The sequence below is a fragment of the Syntrophaceae bacterium genome (genome assembly GCA_013177795.1).
GTDB lineage: Bacteria > Desulfobacterota > Syntrophia > Syntrophales > UBA2192 > UBA2192.
The window spans coordinates 309,877-325,481 of the sequence record JABLXY010000002.1; the positions used below are offsets into that span (position 1 = coordinate 309,877).

A 15,605-nucleotide genomic window follows, 5' to 3' on the forward strand; every position below is an offset into this window, starting at 1 on the left:
CAGCTTCCCGAATCCAGCGACAAGAAGCTGAAACGCCCTTAGAACGGGTCATTGCGAGCACCCGCAGGGTGCGCGGCAATCTCATGAAAAGGGCGAGATCGCCACGCTTCGCTCGCGATGACGTGGGTTATCGCTGGATCCGGGAACTTTTCAACTTCCCGGCTTCCGCAGTCTACGCTGCCTTCTTCAGGATGATCTCGACGGCGTCGCCGATCGTCCGGATCTTGTCCGCCTCGTCGTCGTCGATGGAGATGCCGAAGACGTCCTCGCACTTGATCACCACGTCCACGAGGCGCGCGGAGTTGACCTTCAGGTCGTTGAGGATGTGGGTGTCCTTCGTCGCCGTGTCGAGCAGCTCGGGGTTCTTCGTGTACAGCTTGAGGATGTTGCACAGCTCCTGGAAAATCTTCTTCTCGTCCATGTCAGACTCCTTCAATAGAATAGAATGGCTAGGGGCAAAGGGCTCAAAGCCGGGGGAAATCCAAAGAAGTTCTCTGCCCCCCGGCCCTTCGCCTTTTGCCAGTCGCCTTAGGCCCGTTTCATTTGCCCTGGGCATTGCGCTATTCGCCTTAAGCCCTCAGCCGTCCCATCGTTTGAATATCATGCAGCTGTTCACGTCGCCGAAGCCGAAGCCGGCCTTGGCGAAGATCTTCACCTTGGGGTCTTCGATCATCTCCTGCGGGATCCGCGGGGCGAAGTCGGCGATCTCGGGGTGCACGTCCTCGCAGTTCACCGACGGGTGGATGAACCCCTTGTGGAGCTGCAGCACCACGCCCACGGACTCCACGGCCCCGGCCCCGCCGAGGCAGTGGCCCACGAGCGACTTGGTCGCGTTGATCCAGGGGAAGGTGGCCGGCGTCCGCTCGAGCGCGACGGCCCAGTTCTTCACCTCGTGGGGGTCGGCGAAGGTGGCCGTCAGGTGCCCGTTGACGGCGTCCACGTCGGCGACGGAGATCCCCGCGTCGGCCACGGCCGCGCGGATGCACCGCTGGACGCTCTCGGGGTTGGGAGCGGTCATGGACCCTCCGTTGCGGTGCCCGCCGCAGTTGACGGCCCCGCCCAGAAGCTCGGCGTAGATCCTCGCGCCCCGCTTCCGGGCCGTTTCCAGGTCCTCGAGGATCAGGGCGCCGGCGCCCGAGCCGGGCACGAAGCCGGCCGCCGTGGCGCTCATGGGGCGGGAGGCCTTTTCGGGGGCGTCGTTGAACTTCCGGCACAGCACGCGCATCGCGTCGAAGCCCGCCCAGATGTAGGGGGAGGATCCCTCGGAGCCCCCGGCGATCATCCGCTTCGCCAGCCCGCAGCGGATGCGCAGCATGGCGTCGATGATGGCCTCGTTGCCCGTGCTGCAGGCCGACGAGTTGGAGGTCACCTGGTTGCCCAAGGCGAGCAGCCCGGCGATCTTCGCGCTCGTGGAGCTGTTCATGACCATCTGGACGACCGTGCTCCCGAGGCGCCGGATCTGGCGGTCGTTGACCTTCGGGACGACCTGGCCGGCGATGGTGTCCATGCCGCCGATCCCGGATCCCATGATGGCCCCCGTGTCCCAGTCCACCGCGGCGCTGTCCGGCCGGGGCACGGAGAACCCCGCGTCGCGCCACGCGTCGATGGCGGCGATGCAGGCGTAGCCGATGTTGTCGTTGACCGAGAGCAAATCCTCGGCGTCGAAGTACTGGTCGCGAAGCGCCTCGTAGTTCTGCGGGACCCCCCCGACCTGGCAGGCAAACCCCAGCTCCTTGAGGTGCGGGATATACCGGATCCCCGAGCGGCCCTCGCGCAGGGCGCGTTCGTATTCGGCAAGGCCATGACCGTTGGGGGCCATGATCCCCAGGCCCGTGATCACAATCCTCGTTCTCATTGCACGCTGACCCCCATGCCGGCCAGCACACCCGAGGCGACGGGCTCCCCGTTCTCCCTCTCCATGCTGACCTTCGCTTTCAGGTTCCCCTTCCGGAAATAGACCTTCTCCCCCCGGATGATGACGCGCTCGCCCGGCTTCACCATGCCCGCGAACTCCACGGCCTCGATGACGGTGAAGAGGGTGGTCAGATTCCCTCTCTGCAGCTCTTCCTCCCGGCCCTGCGCCATGACGAGGTAGAGCCCGAAGGCGACCACCCCCGTCTGGGCCATGGCCTCCACGAGGATCACCCCCGGCGTGACGGGACGCCCCGGGAAGTGCCCCGGGTAGAACCACTCGTCTTCCCTGAACCGGTAGGCCCCGACGATGTGCGTCTCGTCGAGCTCCAGGATCTCGTCGATGAAGCGGAAGGGGGCCTGCTGCGGAACCGCCGCCAGGACCTTCTGCCTCGTTTCGCGATCAGCCGCCATAGAGCCCCCCGTTGACGTGGATGACGCTTCCCGTGATGTAGGAGCCCTTCGTCGCCAGGAAGGCCACCACCTCGGCCACCTCCTCGGGCCTGCCCATCCGGCCCAGCGGGACGCCCGCCAGGAGCCGCTCCCGGATCTCCCCGGGCAGCACGGCGGTCATCTCCGTGTCGATGAAGCCCGGCGCCACGGAGTTGACGAGGATGTTGCGGCCCGCCAGCTCGCGGCACAGCGACTTCGTGAAGACGTCCAGGGCCGCTTTCTCCATCGTGTAGGGGATCTGCCCCGCGTTGCCCGTGTGCCCCACGACGCTGGAGATGTTGATGATGCGCCCGCTCCCCTTCCGGAGCATGTACTGGCGAAGCACCCGTTTCGTGAGGAACCAGATGCCCCGCGTGATGGCCCGCTGCTCGTCGAACTGCTCCACCTTCATGGTGTGGATGTCGGCGTTGATGGACAGCCCCGCGTTGTTGACGAGCACGTCCACGCGGCCGGCCTGCTCCTTGATCGCGTTGACCAGGGATTCCACCTGGTCGAGGTCGGCCAGGTCGGCCTGCAGGAGAAAGGCGTCGCCCAGCGCCGACTGGAGGGCCTTTGCGCTCTCGGCGCTCTTCCTGTAGTGAAGGCCCACGCGGAAGCCTTCCTTCGCCAGCGCCCTTGCGCAGGCCGCGCCGATCCCCGTTCCGCTCCCCGTCACGACGGCTACCGGTTTGTCGCTCATCTCTCCTCCCTCACCATCACGCCGCCGACGGCGTTTTTCGACTTGTGCGGGTAGTCCGGGTAGGCGATCCCGTGGAAGACGCCCGTCCGGGCGTCCTTCAAGGTCATGATCTGTTCGCCGTCGACGAAGATGTTGGCGTCGCCGATGACGATGCTCGCCCCGGAGTCCTTGAGCCGCTGGAAACGCTTCACGTTCACCTCGTAGCGCACCACCCGGTTGTAGGGCCGGATCTGGCCGCTGAAGAAGATCTCGCCGCAGCCCAGCGCACGCCCCGTCCCCAGGGCACCGCGCCAGAGGCAGTAGAAGCCCAGGAGCTGCCAGACGGCATCCACGCAGAGGCATCCCGGCTGGACCGGGTCGCCGGGCAGGTGGCACTGGAAGTACCAGGCATCCAGGCGGACGTCCTGCTCGGCCACGATCGCCCCGTGGCGGTTGTCCTTCGTGACGGACAGGATCCGGTCGATCATGAGAAACGGCGGCGCCGGGAGCTTTGCGTCCATGCCCTTCGGCGGGTCGGAGACGAGGTTGCCGTACGCGATGGCCAGGATCTCCTTGAGATCGAAGTGGCTCTTCTCCATGAATTCCTGGTAGGTCATGGCCTCTCCTTTACCGCCAGCATCATGTGTCCCCAGGACAACCCGGCGCCCACCTGCACGAGGGCGACATGGTCGCCCGGCGCGAGGTCGGCCCAGTGCAGGCTCAGCGACCCCGGGGCCCCGGCCGTGGCCGTGTTGCCGAACCACTCGACGTTGTGCCAGTGGTTCTCGGGGGAGATCCCGCAGCGCTCGCAGACGGTCCGCAGCATGCCGAGGTTGGCCTGGTGGCCCACGAACTTGAGATGGCCGTTGAGCGAGGGGTTGGCCGCCTGGAGGATGCGCAGCGCATCCGTCGTCTTGCGGATCGCGAAGCCCTGCACGGCGTTGCCGTCCTGCCCGAAGTGGCCCGTGCGGCGGATCGAGACCTTGTCCCAGCACGAGGGCTTGGCGTCGAAGCGGGTGGCGTCGATGACCTTGTCCGACGGGACGGTGAGCGACACGACGGCGGCGGTGCTCCCGTCGCCGAAGAGGCATGCCGAGCGGCGGTCCGAGTAATCGAGGCAGCGCGTCAGGTTCTCGGGCTGCGTGACCAGGATGTACGGGGGAAGGGCCCCCGCGTGCATGTTCGACAGGACGTGCATCTGCAGGGAGAAGCTCGTGCAGGCCGAGTTCATGTCGAAGGCGGGTACGTCGATCCCCAGCTCGGCGGCCACCGTGGAGGCCTCCGCCGGCGAGGCCACGTCGGGGGCCGAGCTGCCGGAGATCACCATGCCGATGTCCCCCGCGGCGATCCCCGCCCGCTCGATGGCCATGCGGGCCGCAAGGGCCGCCGTCTGGCCGTTGGTGTAGAGGCTCGCCTCCTGGGCGGCGCGGACGTCGCGGTTCTTCGTCGCCCGGATGTAATCGAGGGGCAGCACCGTGCGGCGCTCGCGGATCCCCACGCGCTCCTCGATCCACTCCTCGCTCGACCCGATGTCCAGATCGCTCAGGAAGCGGTTCGTGATCACGTTTTCCGGGTAGAAGTGCCCCAGTCCATGTAAGTACAGCATTGCCTTACCGATGACCCTTTGCCTTTTATGGCCGCCTGTGCCGGCCGTCCTACACCAGCTCCCTGCCGATGATCATGTGCTGCACCTCGCGCACGCCCTCGTAGATGTCGATGATGTGGGCGTCGCGGACGAGCTTCGAGATCTCGTACTCCTGCATGTAGCCGTAGCCGCCGTGCAGGTGCAGCCCCTCGTTGGCGCAGAACAGGGCCGCCTCGGCGGCGGTGTTCTTCGCCAGCGACGAGTACATCCCGCGGTCCTCGTCGCGCTCCTGGACCTTGACGGCCGCCTTCATGAGGGCCAGTTCCGCCAGCTCCACCTTCTTCCACATGGCCACGAGCGTCTCCCGCGCCACGGGCATGTCGCAGATCCGCTGGCCGAACTGCTTGCGCTCGCGGGTGTACTGCAGGGTGAGATCGAGGGCCCGGCGGGCCAGGCCCACGCCGATGGCGGCGACCATGGGCCGGGCGTAGTCGAGCACGTCGATGAGGTACTTGAATCCCTGGCGCCTGTCGCCGATGATCTGGCTCTCGTCGACGACGACGTCCTCGAAGGTGACCGTGGCCGTGTTGGACAGATGCTGCCCGAGCTTCTCCTCGGGCTTGCCGAGGACGATCCGGCCGCCGCCCTTGGCCGTGAGCACCGTCTGCGGTTTGGCCGGCAGGTTGGGCCTGCCGCCCTGGAACATCTCCTCCGTCGGCACGATGCAGCAGGCCAGCAGCTGCGCCGTGGGTTTGCCCACCTTGCAGAAGACCGTGAACTGGCTCGCGTAGGAGGCGTTGGTGATGAAGCACTTGGCCCCGTTGAGGATGTACTTGCCGCCGGGGCCCTTTGCGATGAAGGTGCTCATCGACGAGTTGTCCGACCCGGCGCCGGGCTCGGTCAGGCAGAAGGAGGCCAGCAGGGGCGCCTGGACGTAGGGCCCCAGGAAATCCTGCTTCTGCTTCTCGCTGCCGTGCTGGGCGATGACCGTGTTGGCCAGGTCGTTGCACATGGCCGAGGTCGAGATGCCCGTGTCGCCGTAGGAGAGCTCCTTGATGATGAGGGCCGACGAGACGGCGTCGATCTCGAAGCCCTTCACCTCCTTCGGGATGCTCAGGTTGAGGATGCCCAGTTCCCAGGCCTTGGCGATGATCCCGTAGGGGAATTCGTGCGACTTGTCGATCTGCAGGATGTTCGGGAGGATCTCGTTTTTCACGAAGCGCCGGACCGTGTCGACATACATCTGCTGGTCTTCATTGAGGCGGAAATCCATGGAGTTCTCCTTGCGTGTGTGCGTGTTCGGATGATCCCCGCAGGGGGGCGGCCCGTTGCCGGTCAGTTGCCGGAAAAGGCCCGTTCGGCGGAGGCGAGCGTGGTCAGCGAGATGCAGGTCACGCCGATCGTTTTGAAGAAGTCCCGGAGGGGACGGTTGGGACCGATTTCGTAGACGGTGTCGGCCTGCGAGGCGATGGCCCTCATGTTGTCGCACCACTGGACGGTGCCCGAGAGCTGCGCCACGAGCCGCTCGATGACCTCTTCCCGGTCGGGGGAGTGGAAGCCGCCCGTGAAGTTGGAGGTGACCCGGACGGCGTTTTCGGCCTTCATCCGGCGCCGCACGCAGGCCAGCTCCTCCTCGAAGGGCTCCTCGATGACCTGCATGAACCGGCTGTGGAAGGGGGCGCTCACGTTGAGGGCCACGAACCGGGCCGGGCTCTCGTCGGCCAGGGCCTTCGCGAGGCGCGCCTCGGCCTCGGGCATGGCCTTGGAGTGGCCGCTGATGACGATCTGGTTGGGCGAGTTGATGTTCGCCACGTCGATGGGCAGGTCGGCGAGCAGCTCGCGGATCATCCGGGAGTTGAGGTCCTTGCGGATGACGGCCGCCATGCCGCCCTCGCCCACCGGGACGGCCTCCTGCATGAGGCTGCCGCGGATGTGGACGATGCGGATGACCGTTTCGAGCGGCAGGACGCCCGCGGCCACCAGGGCCGTGTACTCGCCGAGGCTGTGCCCGCCGAACACGTCGGGGGTGATGCCGTACTTGTCGATGATGGCCTTCAGCATGGCGATCTCCGTCACCACGATGCTCGGCTGGGCATAGGCGGTCAGGTTGAGCCTCTCGTCCTCGCCGAAGCAGAGTGCGGCCACGTCCCAACCGAGGGCGTCGGAGGCCTCCTCGTAGATCCGCCGGCACTCGGGGATGCTCTCGTAGAAATCCCTGCCCATCCCGTGGCGCTGGGAACCCTGACCCGGAAATACGATGGCGGTCTTGCCGTTGGCCATTTGTCGTCGTCTCCTTCGCTGCTTCTCGCTGTCTCTCTCTTTGTCGAACGAGCCGCTCCCTGCGGCCCGGCCGTGTAGGAGCAACCGTTGTGCCAGGCGGCCGGGTTGGGGGAAGATCATCGTAAGCCTTTGTAATGAATACGTAAAAAGAAAATTCGGCAAATGGCCGGAGGCCCGGGGATGGGCACCGGGGTGTATACTTCGCTTCACACTGGGAAGGGGGGTATACAAGGACCGAAAAAATTATTTGCCTGGGGGGAAGGAAAGGTGTAAAGGAATGAACGTTCATTCCGATAGGGATGATGCAGAGGTTCGAGCATGAAGAATTCGGACAAGCGCAAGGAGATCATGCAGGCGGCCCTCGAACTGATTGCGGAGAAGGGCTTTCACGGGGCCCCCATGGCCATGATCGCCGAGAGGGCGGGCGTGGGGGCCGGCACGATCTACCGCTATTTCGAGAGCAAGGAGGCGCTGATCGCCGAGATCTTCAGCGACCTGGAGAAGACGGTGGTGGAGTACCTGATGCAGGGCTACTCCGTCGGCCGCCCTCTTCGCGAGCGCTTCATGCATCTCTCCACCATGATCATGCGGTATTTCATGGACCACGCGATCCACTTCCGGTTCATCGAGCAGTACATGAACTCCCCCTACGGGGTGACCCTTCGTCGGGAGCGTCTCCTGGGGAAAGCGCGGGACATCGATCTGTTCCGGCATCTCCTGCAGGAGGGGATCGACCGCCGGGAGCTGAAGGACCTGCCCATGCCCGTCCACTTTGCCCTGGCCTTCGGGCCCGCCCTTTCCCTCCTGCGTGATCAAATCCTGGGATTCGTGGAACTCGACGATGTGCTGATCCGCAAGGCGGCGGAGGCCTGCTGGGACGCGGTCAGAAGGCAGGAGGAGCCCGGCCGGTGAGCGTCGGCGCCGGCAGGGCGGAAACCCGTCGAACGGGCAGGGATCCCATTCCCGCCGCCGAGGCTTCGGCTGCGGCAGGCGGACGAAGTCAAACACAGAGGTGTCGCATGCCAATCCGCAAGCAAAACGGGGTGATTCTTGCCGCCGCGGTTTTCGCCGCGGTGAGCCTGCTGGCCGGCTGCCAGAACACCGCGGGCAAGGGGCCGGGGCAGGCCGGCCCGCCGGAGGTGGCCGTGGTCGAAGTCAAGCCAGAGCGTATCGCCGTCACGACGGAGCTGCCGGGCAGGACATCGGCCTACCTGATCGCCGAGGTGCGGCCCCAGGTGAGCGGCATCATCCAGCAGAGGCTCTTCAGGGAGGGCACCGACGTGAAGGCGGGCGACGTCCTCTACCAGATCGACCCGGCGACGTACCAGGCCGCCTATGACAGCGCCAAGGCATCGCTTGCCCGGGCGGAGGCCAACATCACCGCCATCCGCTTCCGGGCGGAGCGCTACAAGGAGCTCGTGGAGATCAAGGCGGTGAGCCGCCAGGAACACGACGACGCCATGGCCGCCCTCAAGCAGGCCGAGGCGGAGATCGCAGCCGGCAAGGCGGCCGTGGAGGCCGCGCGGATCAATCTGGGCTACACCCGGGTGACGGCGCCCATCGGCGGGCGGATCGGCAAGTCGTCGGTCACGGTGGGCGCGCTGGTCACGGCGAACCAGCCGGCGTCCCTGGCGACCATCCAGCAGATCGACCCGGTCTACGTCGACGTCACCCAGTCGAGCGCCGTGCTCCTGCAGCTGCAGAAGGCCATGGCGAGCGGCGCCCTGAGGCGCGACAGCGCCAACCGGGCCCGGGTCAGGCTGATCCTGGAGGACGGGACCGCCTACCCGATGGAAGGGACCCTGCAGTTCCAGGACGTCACGGTGGACCCGACGACGGGGTCGTTCATCGTGCGGGCGATCTTCCCCAACCCGAAGCGGATTCTGCTGCCCGGCATGTTCGTCCGCGCCGTGCTGGAGGAGGGTGTCAACGAGCAGGCGATCCTCGTCCCGCAGCAGGGCGTCTCCCGCGACCCGAAGGGCAACCCCCTGGCCCTGGTCGTGGATGCCGAGGGCAAGGTCCAGCAGCGCGTGCTCACCGTCGTCCGCACGATCAAGGACAAGTGGCTCGTCTCGGACGGTCTTGCGCCGGGCGACCGCGTCATCGTCGAGGGCGTGCAGAAGGTCAGGCCCGGCATGACCGTCAGGGCCGTCCCCTACGGCGAGGCCAAGGTCCCCGACGGCAAGGCCGCAGAGCCGGCCGCCGCGAAGCCGAGGTGAGGGGAGGCGCGCGATGCTGTCGAGATTCTTTCTGGACCGTCCCGTCTTCGCGTGGGTCATCGCCATCATCATGATGGCGGGGGGCGCTCTGGCCATCTACAACCTGCCCATCGCCCAGTACCCGCCGATCGCCCCGCCGTCCATCGCGGTGACGGCATACTACCCGGGGGCCTCGGCCGAAACCGTCGAGAACAGCGTCACCCAGATCATCGAGCAGAAGATGACCGGCTTCGAGCGGATGCTCTACCTCACCGCGACGAGCGACTCGTCCGGGTCGAGCCGCATCGAGCTGGTCTTCGCGCCGGGCACCGACCCCGATCTGGCCTGGGCGCAGGTGCAGAACAAGCTGCAGCTCGCCATGGCGAACCTGCCGGAGGTCGTCAGCAACCAGGGCGTGCGGGTCAGCAAGTCCACCCGCAACTACCTGATGTTCGTGGGCCTGATCTCGGAAGACGGCAGCATGGACGGAAACGACCTGCGCGACTACGCTCAGTCCAACCTGGAAAAAGTGCTCTCCCGGGTCCCCGGCGTGGGCGAGGTGGAGATCTTCGGCAGCCAGTACGCCATGCGGATCTGGCTCAACCCCGACAAGCTCACCAACTACGGGATGACGATCCAGGACGTCATCACCTCCCTCCGGGCCTACAACGTCGAGGTCTCCGCGGGGCAGTTCGGCGGCGCGCCCGCCGTCGAGGGGCAGCGGCTCAACGCCAGCATCATCGTCCAGAGCCTGCTCAAGACGCCCGAGGAGTTCGCCTCCATTCCCCTGCGCACCAACCCCGACGGCTCCGTCGTGCGCGTCCGGGACGTGGGCCGGACGGAATTGGGCACCGAGACCTACGACGTCCAGGCCCGGTTCAACGGCATGCCTGCCGCCGGGATGGCCATCCGCCAGGCCGCCGGGGCCAACGCCCTGCAGACGGCCGACAACGTCAAGGCCAAGATGGAGGAACTGGGCCACTTCTTCCCCAAGGGCATGAAGGTCGTCTACCCCTACGACACGACCCCCTTCGTCCGGGTGGCCATCAAGGAGGTGTTCAAGACGCTCTTCGAGGCGATCGTGCTCGTGTTCCTGGTCATGTACCTGTTCATGGGCAACATGCGGGCCACCCTCATCCCCACGATCGCCGTGCCCGTGGTCATCCTGGGGACCTTTGCGTCCCTGGGGATCTTCGGGTTCTCCATCAACATGCTGACCATGTTCGCCATGGTGCTGGCCATCGGCCTGCTCGTCGACGACGCCATCGTCGTCGTGGAAAACGTGGAGCGGATCATGAGCGAGGAGGGTCTTTCGCCCCGGGAGGCCACGGCGAAGTCCATGGACCAGATCACGAGCGCCCTGATCGGCATCGGTCTCGTGCTCTCGGCGGTGTTCGGCCCCATGGCCTTCTTCCCGGGCTCCACGGGCGTCATCTACCGCCAGTTCTCGGTGACGGTCATCACCGCCATGCTCCTCTCCGTGCTGGTGGCCCTGATCCTCACGCCGGTGCTCTGCGCGACGCTTCTCAAGCCGGTCCCGAAGGGGCACGAGCCGGCGGAGAACGCCGTCTGGTTCCTGCGCCCGTTTTTCCTGCGGTTCGATCGCGCGTTTTTTCAAACCCGGGACCTCTACATGCGCATGGTCCGCCGGTCCATCACGAACAAGCTCCGGTACCTGGCCGTCTTCGTCCTGATCGTCGGCGCCATGGGCATCCTGTTCATGCGGATGCCCACGGCCTACCTGCCCGACGAGGACCAGGGCATTCTCACGGTGCAGGCGCTGCTGCCGGCCAACTCGACCCTGGAGCAGACCGACGCGGTCCTGCGGCGGGTCCGGGACTATTTCCTCGAGAACGAAAAGGACGCGGTCGAGGCCGTGTTCACCGTTTCCGGCATCAGCTTTTCGGGCCGGGGGCAGAACGCGGGGTTCTCCTTCGTCAAGCTCAAGGACTGGGATCTGCGCAGAGGCGCGGAGCTGAAAGTCGGGGCCGTCGCCGGGCGCGCCATGGCGGAATTCTCGAAGATCCGCAACGCCATGGTGTTCGCCTTCGCGCCGCCGGCGGTCGTGGAGCTGGGGCAGGCCAAGGGGTTCGATTTCCAGCTGCTGGACCGCGGCGGCCTGGGACACGCCAGGCTCATGGAGATCCGCAACCAGCTCCTCGGCATGGCGGCCAGGAGCCCCGCGATGACCAAGGTCCGGCCCAACGGCCTGGAGGACGTGCCCGAGTACCGGGTCGACGTGGACTGGCAGAGGGCCGGCGCCCAGGGCGTCCCCATCACCTCGATCCACCACACGATCGCGGCGGCCTTCGGGAGCGCCTACGTCAACGATTTCATCCACGCCGGTCGGGTCAAGCGGGTCTACGTCCAGGCCGACGCCCCCTACCGCATGCTGCCCACGGACCTGGAACGGCTCCACGTGCGCAACAGCGCGGGCCGGATGGTGCCCTTCTCGTCCTTCGCCTCGGGCTACTGGACGACCGGGTCCCCGAAGCTGGAGCGCTTCAACGGCTTCCCGTCGATCAACATCGTGGGCGAGGCGGCGCCGGGCCGGAGTTCCGGCGAGGCGATGCAGGCGATGGAGGGGTTCGTCCGCGAACTGCCCCAGGGCGTCGGGTATGACTGGCAGGGGCTGTCCTACCAGGAGCGGATGTCCAGAGCCCAGGCGCCGCTGCTGTACGCCTTCTCCATCTTCGTGATCTTCCTGTGCCTGGCGGCGCTCTACGAGAGTTGGCCCATCCCGATTGCCGTCCTGCTGGTCCTGCCCCTCGGGGTCATCGGCGGCGTCATCGCATCGAGCCTGCGGGGTCTGCCCAACGACGTCTATTTCCAGATCGGCGTGCTGACCACGCTCGGCCTGACCACCAAGAACGCGATCCTGATCGTCCAGTTCGCCAAGGCGGGCGTCGAGCAGGGGATGGGGCTGGTGGAGGCCACCCTCGAGGGGGCGAGGCTGCGCTTCCGCCCGATCGTCATGACGTCGCTGGCCTTCGGGTTCGGCGTCCTGCCCCTGGCCGTGGCGACCGGCGCCGGGGCGGGCGCCATGAATGCCATCGGCACGGGCGTGCTGGGCGGCATGGTGACGGCCACCGTCCTGGTGATCATTTTCACCCCCCTGTTCTTCGTGCTGGTCGAGACGTTCATCGGGAAAGCCGGGAAGGGTCAGGGGACGCCCGCCGCGGGCGTGTTCGCGGGGATGGGGGGCCTGCTCTCGGGCATCCGGGAACGGTTCATGGCCAAACGGGCCGGCGGGCGGGTCACCGGAGCAGAAGAAACACATCCATCGGGGGATCGATGACATGAACAGACGGCTGATCGTCTTGCTGGGCCTGACCGTCCTGTGCGCGGCGGGGTGTTCCCTGGCGCCGACCTACTCCCGGCCCGAGGCGCCCGTTCCCGCCGCCTGGCCGGGCGCCGCGCAGCAGGCGGGCAAGCCGGGGGAGGCCGCCGCCGACGTGCCGTGGAAGGATTTCTTCGTCGACGAAAAACTGCGGCAGGTCATCGGCATGGCGCTTGCCAACAACCGCGACCTGCGCGTGGCCGCCCTGCAGGTCGAGCGGACGCAGGCCCTGTACCGCGTCCAGCGCGTCGAGCTGCTGCCGACCGTGAACGCCGGCGCGGCCTTCAGCAAGGAACGGGTCCCCGGCATCCTGTCGGGCAGCGGCCAGCCGAGGACCACGGAGTACTACAGCGTCAGCGCGGGCGTCAGCGCCTGGGAGATCGACCTCTTCGGCCGCATCCGGAACCTAAGCGACGCGGCGCTCGAGCAGTACCTCGCCACGGGGCAGGCCCGCGCGGGCGCGCAGATCGCGCTGATCGCCGAGGTGGCCTTTGTGTACCTCGCCCTTGCCGCCGACCGCGAGAACCTCGAACTCGCCCGGGCGACCCTCGAGACGCAGCTGCAGACCTACGAGATGATCCGGAAGCGAGCCGAGGTGGGCGCCTCCTCCGAGCTGGACCTGCGCCAGGCCCAGACCCGGGTGGACGCGGCGCGGGTCGACATCGCCCGCTACGCGGCCCAGGCGGCCCTCGATGAGAATGCGCTGAGGCTCCTGGTCGGCTCCCCTGTGCCCCCGGAACTTCTGCCCGGTGCCCTCGACGAGGTGGCGGAGCCAAGGGACTTCACCCCGGGCCTGCCCTCCGAGGTGCTGCAGCGCCGGCCGGACATCGTCGCGGCCGAGCACCAGCTCAAGGCGGCCCATGCGAACATCGGCGCGGCCCGGGCGGCCTTCTTTCCCCGCATCACGCTCACCACGAGCATCGGCACGGCGAGCGATCAGCTCTCCGGGCTCTTCGCGTCGGGCTCCGAGACCTGGTCCTTCGTGCCGCGGATCGTCGTGCCGATTTTCGACGCCCGCACGTGGGCGGCCTACGACGTGACGAAGGTGGACCGGGAGATCGCCCTGGCCCGGTACGAACGGGCGATCCAGGCGGGGTTCCGGGAAGTGGCCGACGCCCTGGCCCAGCGTGCAACCCTGGGGGAGCAGCTCGAGGCCCAGCGGTCGCTCGTGGAGGCCTCCGAAGTGAGCTACCGCCTCTCCGATGCGCGCTACAAGCGCGGGATCGACAGTTATCTGCGCGTCCTGGACGCGCAGCGCTCGCTCTACGGCGCCAGGCAGGGGCTCATCGCCGTCCGCCTGGCCCGCCTTGCCAACCTGGTGACGCTCTACAAGGTGCTGGGCGGAGGGGCATTCTAAAGGCCGGGGCCGCCGTCATCCCGCCGGCGGACCCGCCCGGCTCCCGTCCGGCCTCTCCGCTCTGCGGCGTTTCGGCGCTGCAACGTCCCGGGTGTTGACTTGCCGTGCCGTTCCCGGTATGATTCCAAACACTTGAGCCCCCGGAACCCCACGCGATCCGGGGGAGCAGCCAGGGGCCATGCCGCGGCCGGGTCAGAGCGCGCGCGGCGATGGTCTTTTTTCTTTCGCCCGGGACGGGACCGCCTATGGAACTTTTCATCCTGGCGGCGGTGAGCCTCACCATCGCCGTCTCCCTGCTCCTCAAGAAGGAACGGGACGCCGTCCAGGTCTCCTTCGCGCTCGTGTGCCTGGCCCTCTTCCTCCACAAGGGGGGGACGTTCTTCAACAGCCTCTTCGAGGACCCCTTCTGGGGGTTTCTGAGCCGGGCGGGGTTTTTGCTCCTGCCGCCGCTCCTCATCGAGTTTACCCGCAGCATGCTCCGCGGCAAGAGCGTCCTGTCCCGCAAGGGGGTCGCCGCCGCATCGGCCGTGAGTCTGCTCTGGGCCGCGGCGTTCTTCACGCCGCTTGCACAGGCGCCCTGGTTCGAGCCCGCGCTCCTGGCGTACCTGTGGCTCACGATCCTCACCTGCCTCGGCGCCCTGCTGCTGTTCATCCGCGGGCGCGCCCCCGGGGTGGAGCGCACCCGGATGGTCTACGTCACGATGGCCTGCGCCATCACGGCGGCCGTGAGCCTTCTGGACGTCTTCCACTACCTGGGGTTCCGCTTTCCCCCGATCTCCAACCTCGCCCTGGCGGGCCTGCTGTACTTCGTGCTCATCATCATCCTGCATCCCCGTCTCCCCGAGCTCTACGAGATCATGGTGCGCGGGCTCGTCCTGTCCGTCGTCACGCTCTTCGCAACGGGCACCTTTTTCTTCATCCTGGGGCTCTTCGGCAGCATCGAGCCCGTGTACTTCACCCACGTGCTGACGGCCTCCTTCATCATCGTCATCTCCTACGACCCCTTCCGGGTCATCATGAAGAAGGTCTTCAACTACTTCTTCCCCGAGGCGAAGGACATCTTCTCGTCGATCTACGGCTTCGACCAGGAGCTGGAGAGGGAGAAGTCGCAGCTTCTGGAGGAAATGGCCACGGCGCTGGCCCACGAGATCCGCAACCCCCTGGGCTCCATCAAGGGCGCCGGCCAGGTCCTTCGTTCCGAGGAGGCAAACCCCGAGAACCAGAAGCTCCTCGACGTGATCGTCGAGGAGGCGGACCGGCTCAACAACGTGGTGACGCAGTTCATGAACTACGCGAAACCCTACGCCGTGAGCCCGAAGCTCCACGACATCAACGGCATCATCGAGAAGGCCGTCGAGGTCATCCGGGTGAGCGGCCTGCCCGAGGGGATCTCAATCGAGACGGACCTCCACCCCGGCCTGCCGCAGGTCTGCGTCGACGGCGAGCAGATGAAGCAGGTGATCCTCAACATCGCATTCAACGGCATCGAGGCCATGCCCGACGGGGGCACCCTCACCATCCGGACAACCCGCATCGAGAGCGAGGAGGGCGAGGCCGTGGGGATCTCCGTCCGCGACACGGGCAGGGGGATGTCCAAGGAGGATCTCCAGAGCATCTTCAAGCCCTTCTTCACGACGAAGGAGCGGGGCGTGGGCCTGGGCCTGGCCATCTGCCAGCGGATCGTGAAGAACAACAACGGTTCCATCCGTGCGAAATCGATCCCCGGTCAGGGGTCGGTCTTCTATATCCGGCTCAACCTGCCCCAGGGGTAAGGAGGCGGGTGACCGGGGGCGCATCCTGTCACGATGCGAAGTTGAGAAGTT

The 15,605-nt window shown here is 66.7% G+C and carries 13 protein-coding genes; 5 read left to right on the forward strand and 8 right to left on the reverse strand.

Going from position 1 to position 15,605, the window contains the following annotated elements; all coding sequences use genetic code 11:
• Positions 1 to 172: 172 nt before the first annotated feature.
• The 8 genes from HPY67_06480 to HPY67_06515 all read right to left on the reverse strand — a co-directional run bounded on the left by HPY67_06480 (position 173) and on the right by HPY67_06515 (position 6,887).
• Positions 173 to 421 carry an acyl carrier protein gene (locus tag HPY67_06480; GenBank protein ID NPV04358.1) on the reverse strand — a complete coding sequence of 83 codons (249 nt, stop codon included), beginning with the start codon at positions 419 to 421 and terminating at the stop codon, positions 173 to 175.
• Positions 422 to 577: 156 nt separating this feature from the next.
• A complete protein-coding gene (locus tag HPY67_06485) occupies positions 578 to 1,855 on the reverse strand; it encodes a beta-ketoacyl-[acyl-carrier-protein] synthase family protein (protein ID NPV04359.1) in 1,278 nt (425 codons plus the stop codon).
• Positions 1,852 to 2,325: a beta-hydroxyacyl-ACP dehydratase gene (locus HPY67_06490; GenBank protein ID NPV04360.1), complete on the reverse strand. Its 474-nt coding sequence runs from the start codon at positions 2,323 to 2,325 to the stop codon at positions 1,852 to 1,854. Before HPY67_06490 ends, HPY67_06485 begins: the two co-directional genes overlap by 4 nt.
• Complete coding sequence (locus HPY67_06495) at positions 2,315 to 3,043, reverse strand: 3-oxoacyl-ACP reductase FabG (protein ID NPV04361.1); 729 nt, start codon at positions 3,041 to 3,043, stop codon at positions 2,315 to 2,317. Before HPY67_06495 ends, HPY67_06490 begins: the two co-directional genes overlap by 11 nt.
• Positions 3,040 to 3,639 carry a bifunctional 3-hydroxydecanoyl-ACP dehydratase/trans-2-decenoyl-ACP isomerase gene (gene fabA, locus HPY67_06500; GenBank protein ID NPV04362.1) on the reverse strand — a complete coding sequence of 200 codons (600 nt, stop codon included), beginning with the start codon at positions 3,637 to 3,639 and terminating at the stop codon, positions 3,040 to 3,042. The genes HPY67_06495 and fabA overlap by 4 nt, the downstream gene beginning before the upstream one ends.
• On the reverse strand, positions 3,636 to 4,625 hold the full coding sequence (locus HPY67_06505; protein ID NPV04363.1) for a ketoacyl-ACP synthase III: 990 nt from the start codon (positions 4,623 to 4,625) through the stop codon (positions 3,636 to 3,638). The genes fabA and HPY67_06505 overlap by 4 nt, the downstream gene beginning before the upstream one ends.
• A gap of 52 nt (positions 4,626 to 4,677) precedes the next feature.
• Entirely contained in the window at positions 4,678 to 5,880 is a 1,203-nt protein-coding gene (locus HPY67_06510; GenBank protein ID NPV04364.1) for a hypothetical protein, read from the reverse strand.
• A gap of 62 nt (positions 5,881 to 5,942) precedes the next feature.
• Positions 5,943 to 6,887, reverse strand: coding sequence for an ACP S-malonyltransferase (locus HPY67_06515; GenBank protein NPV04365.1), 945 nt, complete (start codon positions 6,885 to 6,887; stop codon positions 5,943 to 5,945).
• 318 nt (positions 6,888 to 7,205) lie between these two features.
• Between HPY67_06515 and HPY67_06520 the strand changes: the two genes are divergently transcribed.
• From HPY67_06520 to HPY67_06540, 5 genes are all read left to right on the forward strand, one after another.
• Positions 7,206 to 7,799: a TetR/AcrR family transcriptional regulator gene (locus HPY67_06520; protein NPV04366.1), complete on the forward strand. Its 594-nt coding sequence runs from the start codon at positions 7,206 to 7,208 to the stop codon at positions 7,797 to 7,799.
• A gap of 107 nt (positions 7,800 to 7,906) precedes the next feature.
• Positions 7,907 to 9,106, forward strand: coding sequence for an efflux RND transporter periplasmic adaptor subunit (locus HPY67_06525; GenBank protein NPV04367.1), 1,200 nt, complete (start codon positions 7,907 to 7,909; stop codon positions 9,104 to 9,106).
• Positions 9,107 to 9,122: 16 nt separating this feature from the next.
• Positions 9,123 to 12,383, forward strand: a complete 3,261-nt coding sequence (locus tag HPY67_06530; protein ID NPV04368.1) for an efflux RND transporter permease subunit — start codon at positions 9,123 to 9,125, stop codon at positions 12,381 to 12,383.
• A 1-nt stretch (position 12,384) separates the two neighbouring features.
• Positions 12,385 to 13,782 carry an efflux transporter outer membrane subunit gene (locus tag HPY67_06535; GenBank protein NPV04369.1) on the forward strand — a complete coding sequence of 466 codons (1,398 nt, stop codon included), beginning with the start codon at positions 12,385 to 12,387 and terminating at the stop codon, positions 13,780 to 13,782.
• A 245-nt stretch (positions 13,783 to 14,027) separates the two neighbouring features.
• Positions 14,028 to 15,554: a hypothetical protein gene (locus HPY67_06540; protein NPV04370.1), complete on the forward strand. Its 1,527-nt coding sequence runs from the start codon at positions 14,028 to 14,030 to the stop codon at positions 15,552 to 15,554.
• The last annotated feature ends 51 nt before the right edge of the window (positions 15,555 to 15,605 follow it).

Coding starts and splice junctions, on each gene's coding strand:
- HPY67_06535 (NPV04369.1), top strand. CDS start 12,385: ATGAACAGACGGCTGATCGTCTTGCTGGGCCTGACCGTCCTGTGCGCG.
- HPY67_06515 (NPV04365.1), bottom strand. CDS start 6,887: ATGGCCAACGGCAAGACCGCCATCGTATTTCCGGGTCAGGGTTCCCAG.
- fabA (NPV04362.1), bottom strand. CDS start 3,639: ATGACCTACCAGGAATTCATGGAGAAGAGCCACTTCGATCTCAAGGAG.
- HPY67_06495 (NPV04361.1), bottom strand. CDS start 3,043: ATGAGCGACAAACCGGTAGCCGTCGTGACGGGGAGCGGAACGGGGATC.
- HPY67_06490 (NPV04360.1), bottom strand. CDS start 2,325: ATGGCGGCTGATCGCGAAACGAGGCAGAAGGTCCTGGCGGCGGTTCCG.
- HPY67_06525 (NPV04367.1), top strand. CDS start 7,907: ATGCCAATCCGCAAGCAAAACGGGGTGATTCTTGCCGCCGCGGTTTTC.
- HPY67_06510 (NPV04364.1), bottom strand. CDS start 5,880: ATGGATTTCCGCCTCAATGAAGACCAGCAGATGTATGTCGACACGGTC.
- HPY67_06520 (NPV04366.1), top strand. CDS start 7,206: ATGAAGAATTCGGACAAGCGCAAGGAGATCATGCAGGCGGCCCTCGAA.
- HPY67_06540 (NPV04370.1), top strand. CDS start 14,028: ATGGAACTTTTCATCCTGGCGGCGGTGAGCCTCACCATCGCCGTCTCC.
- HPY67_06485 (NPV04359.1), bottom strand. CDS start 1,855: ATGAGAACGAGGATTGTGATCACGGGCCTGGGGATCATGGCCCCCAAC.
- HPY67_06480 (NPV04358.1), bottom strand. CDS start 421: ATGGACGAGAAGAAGATTTTCCAGGAGCTGTGCAACATCCTCAAGCTG.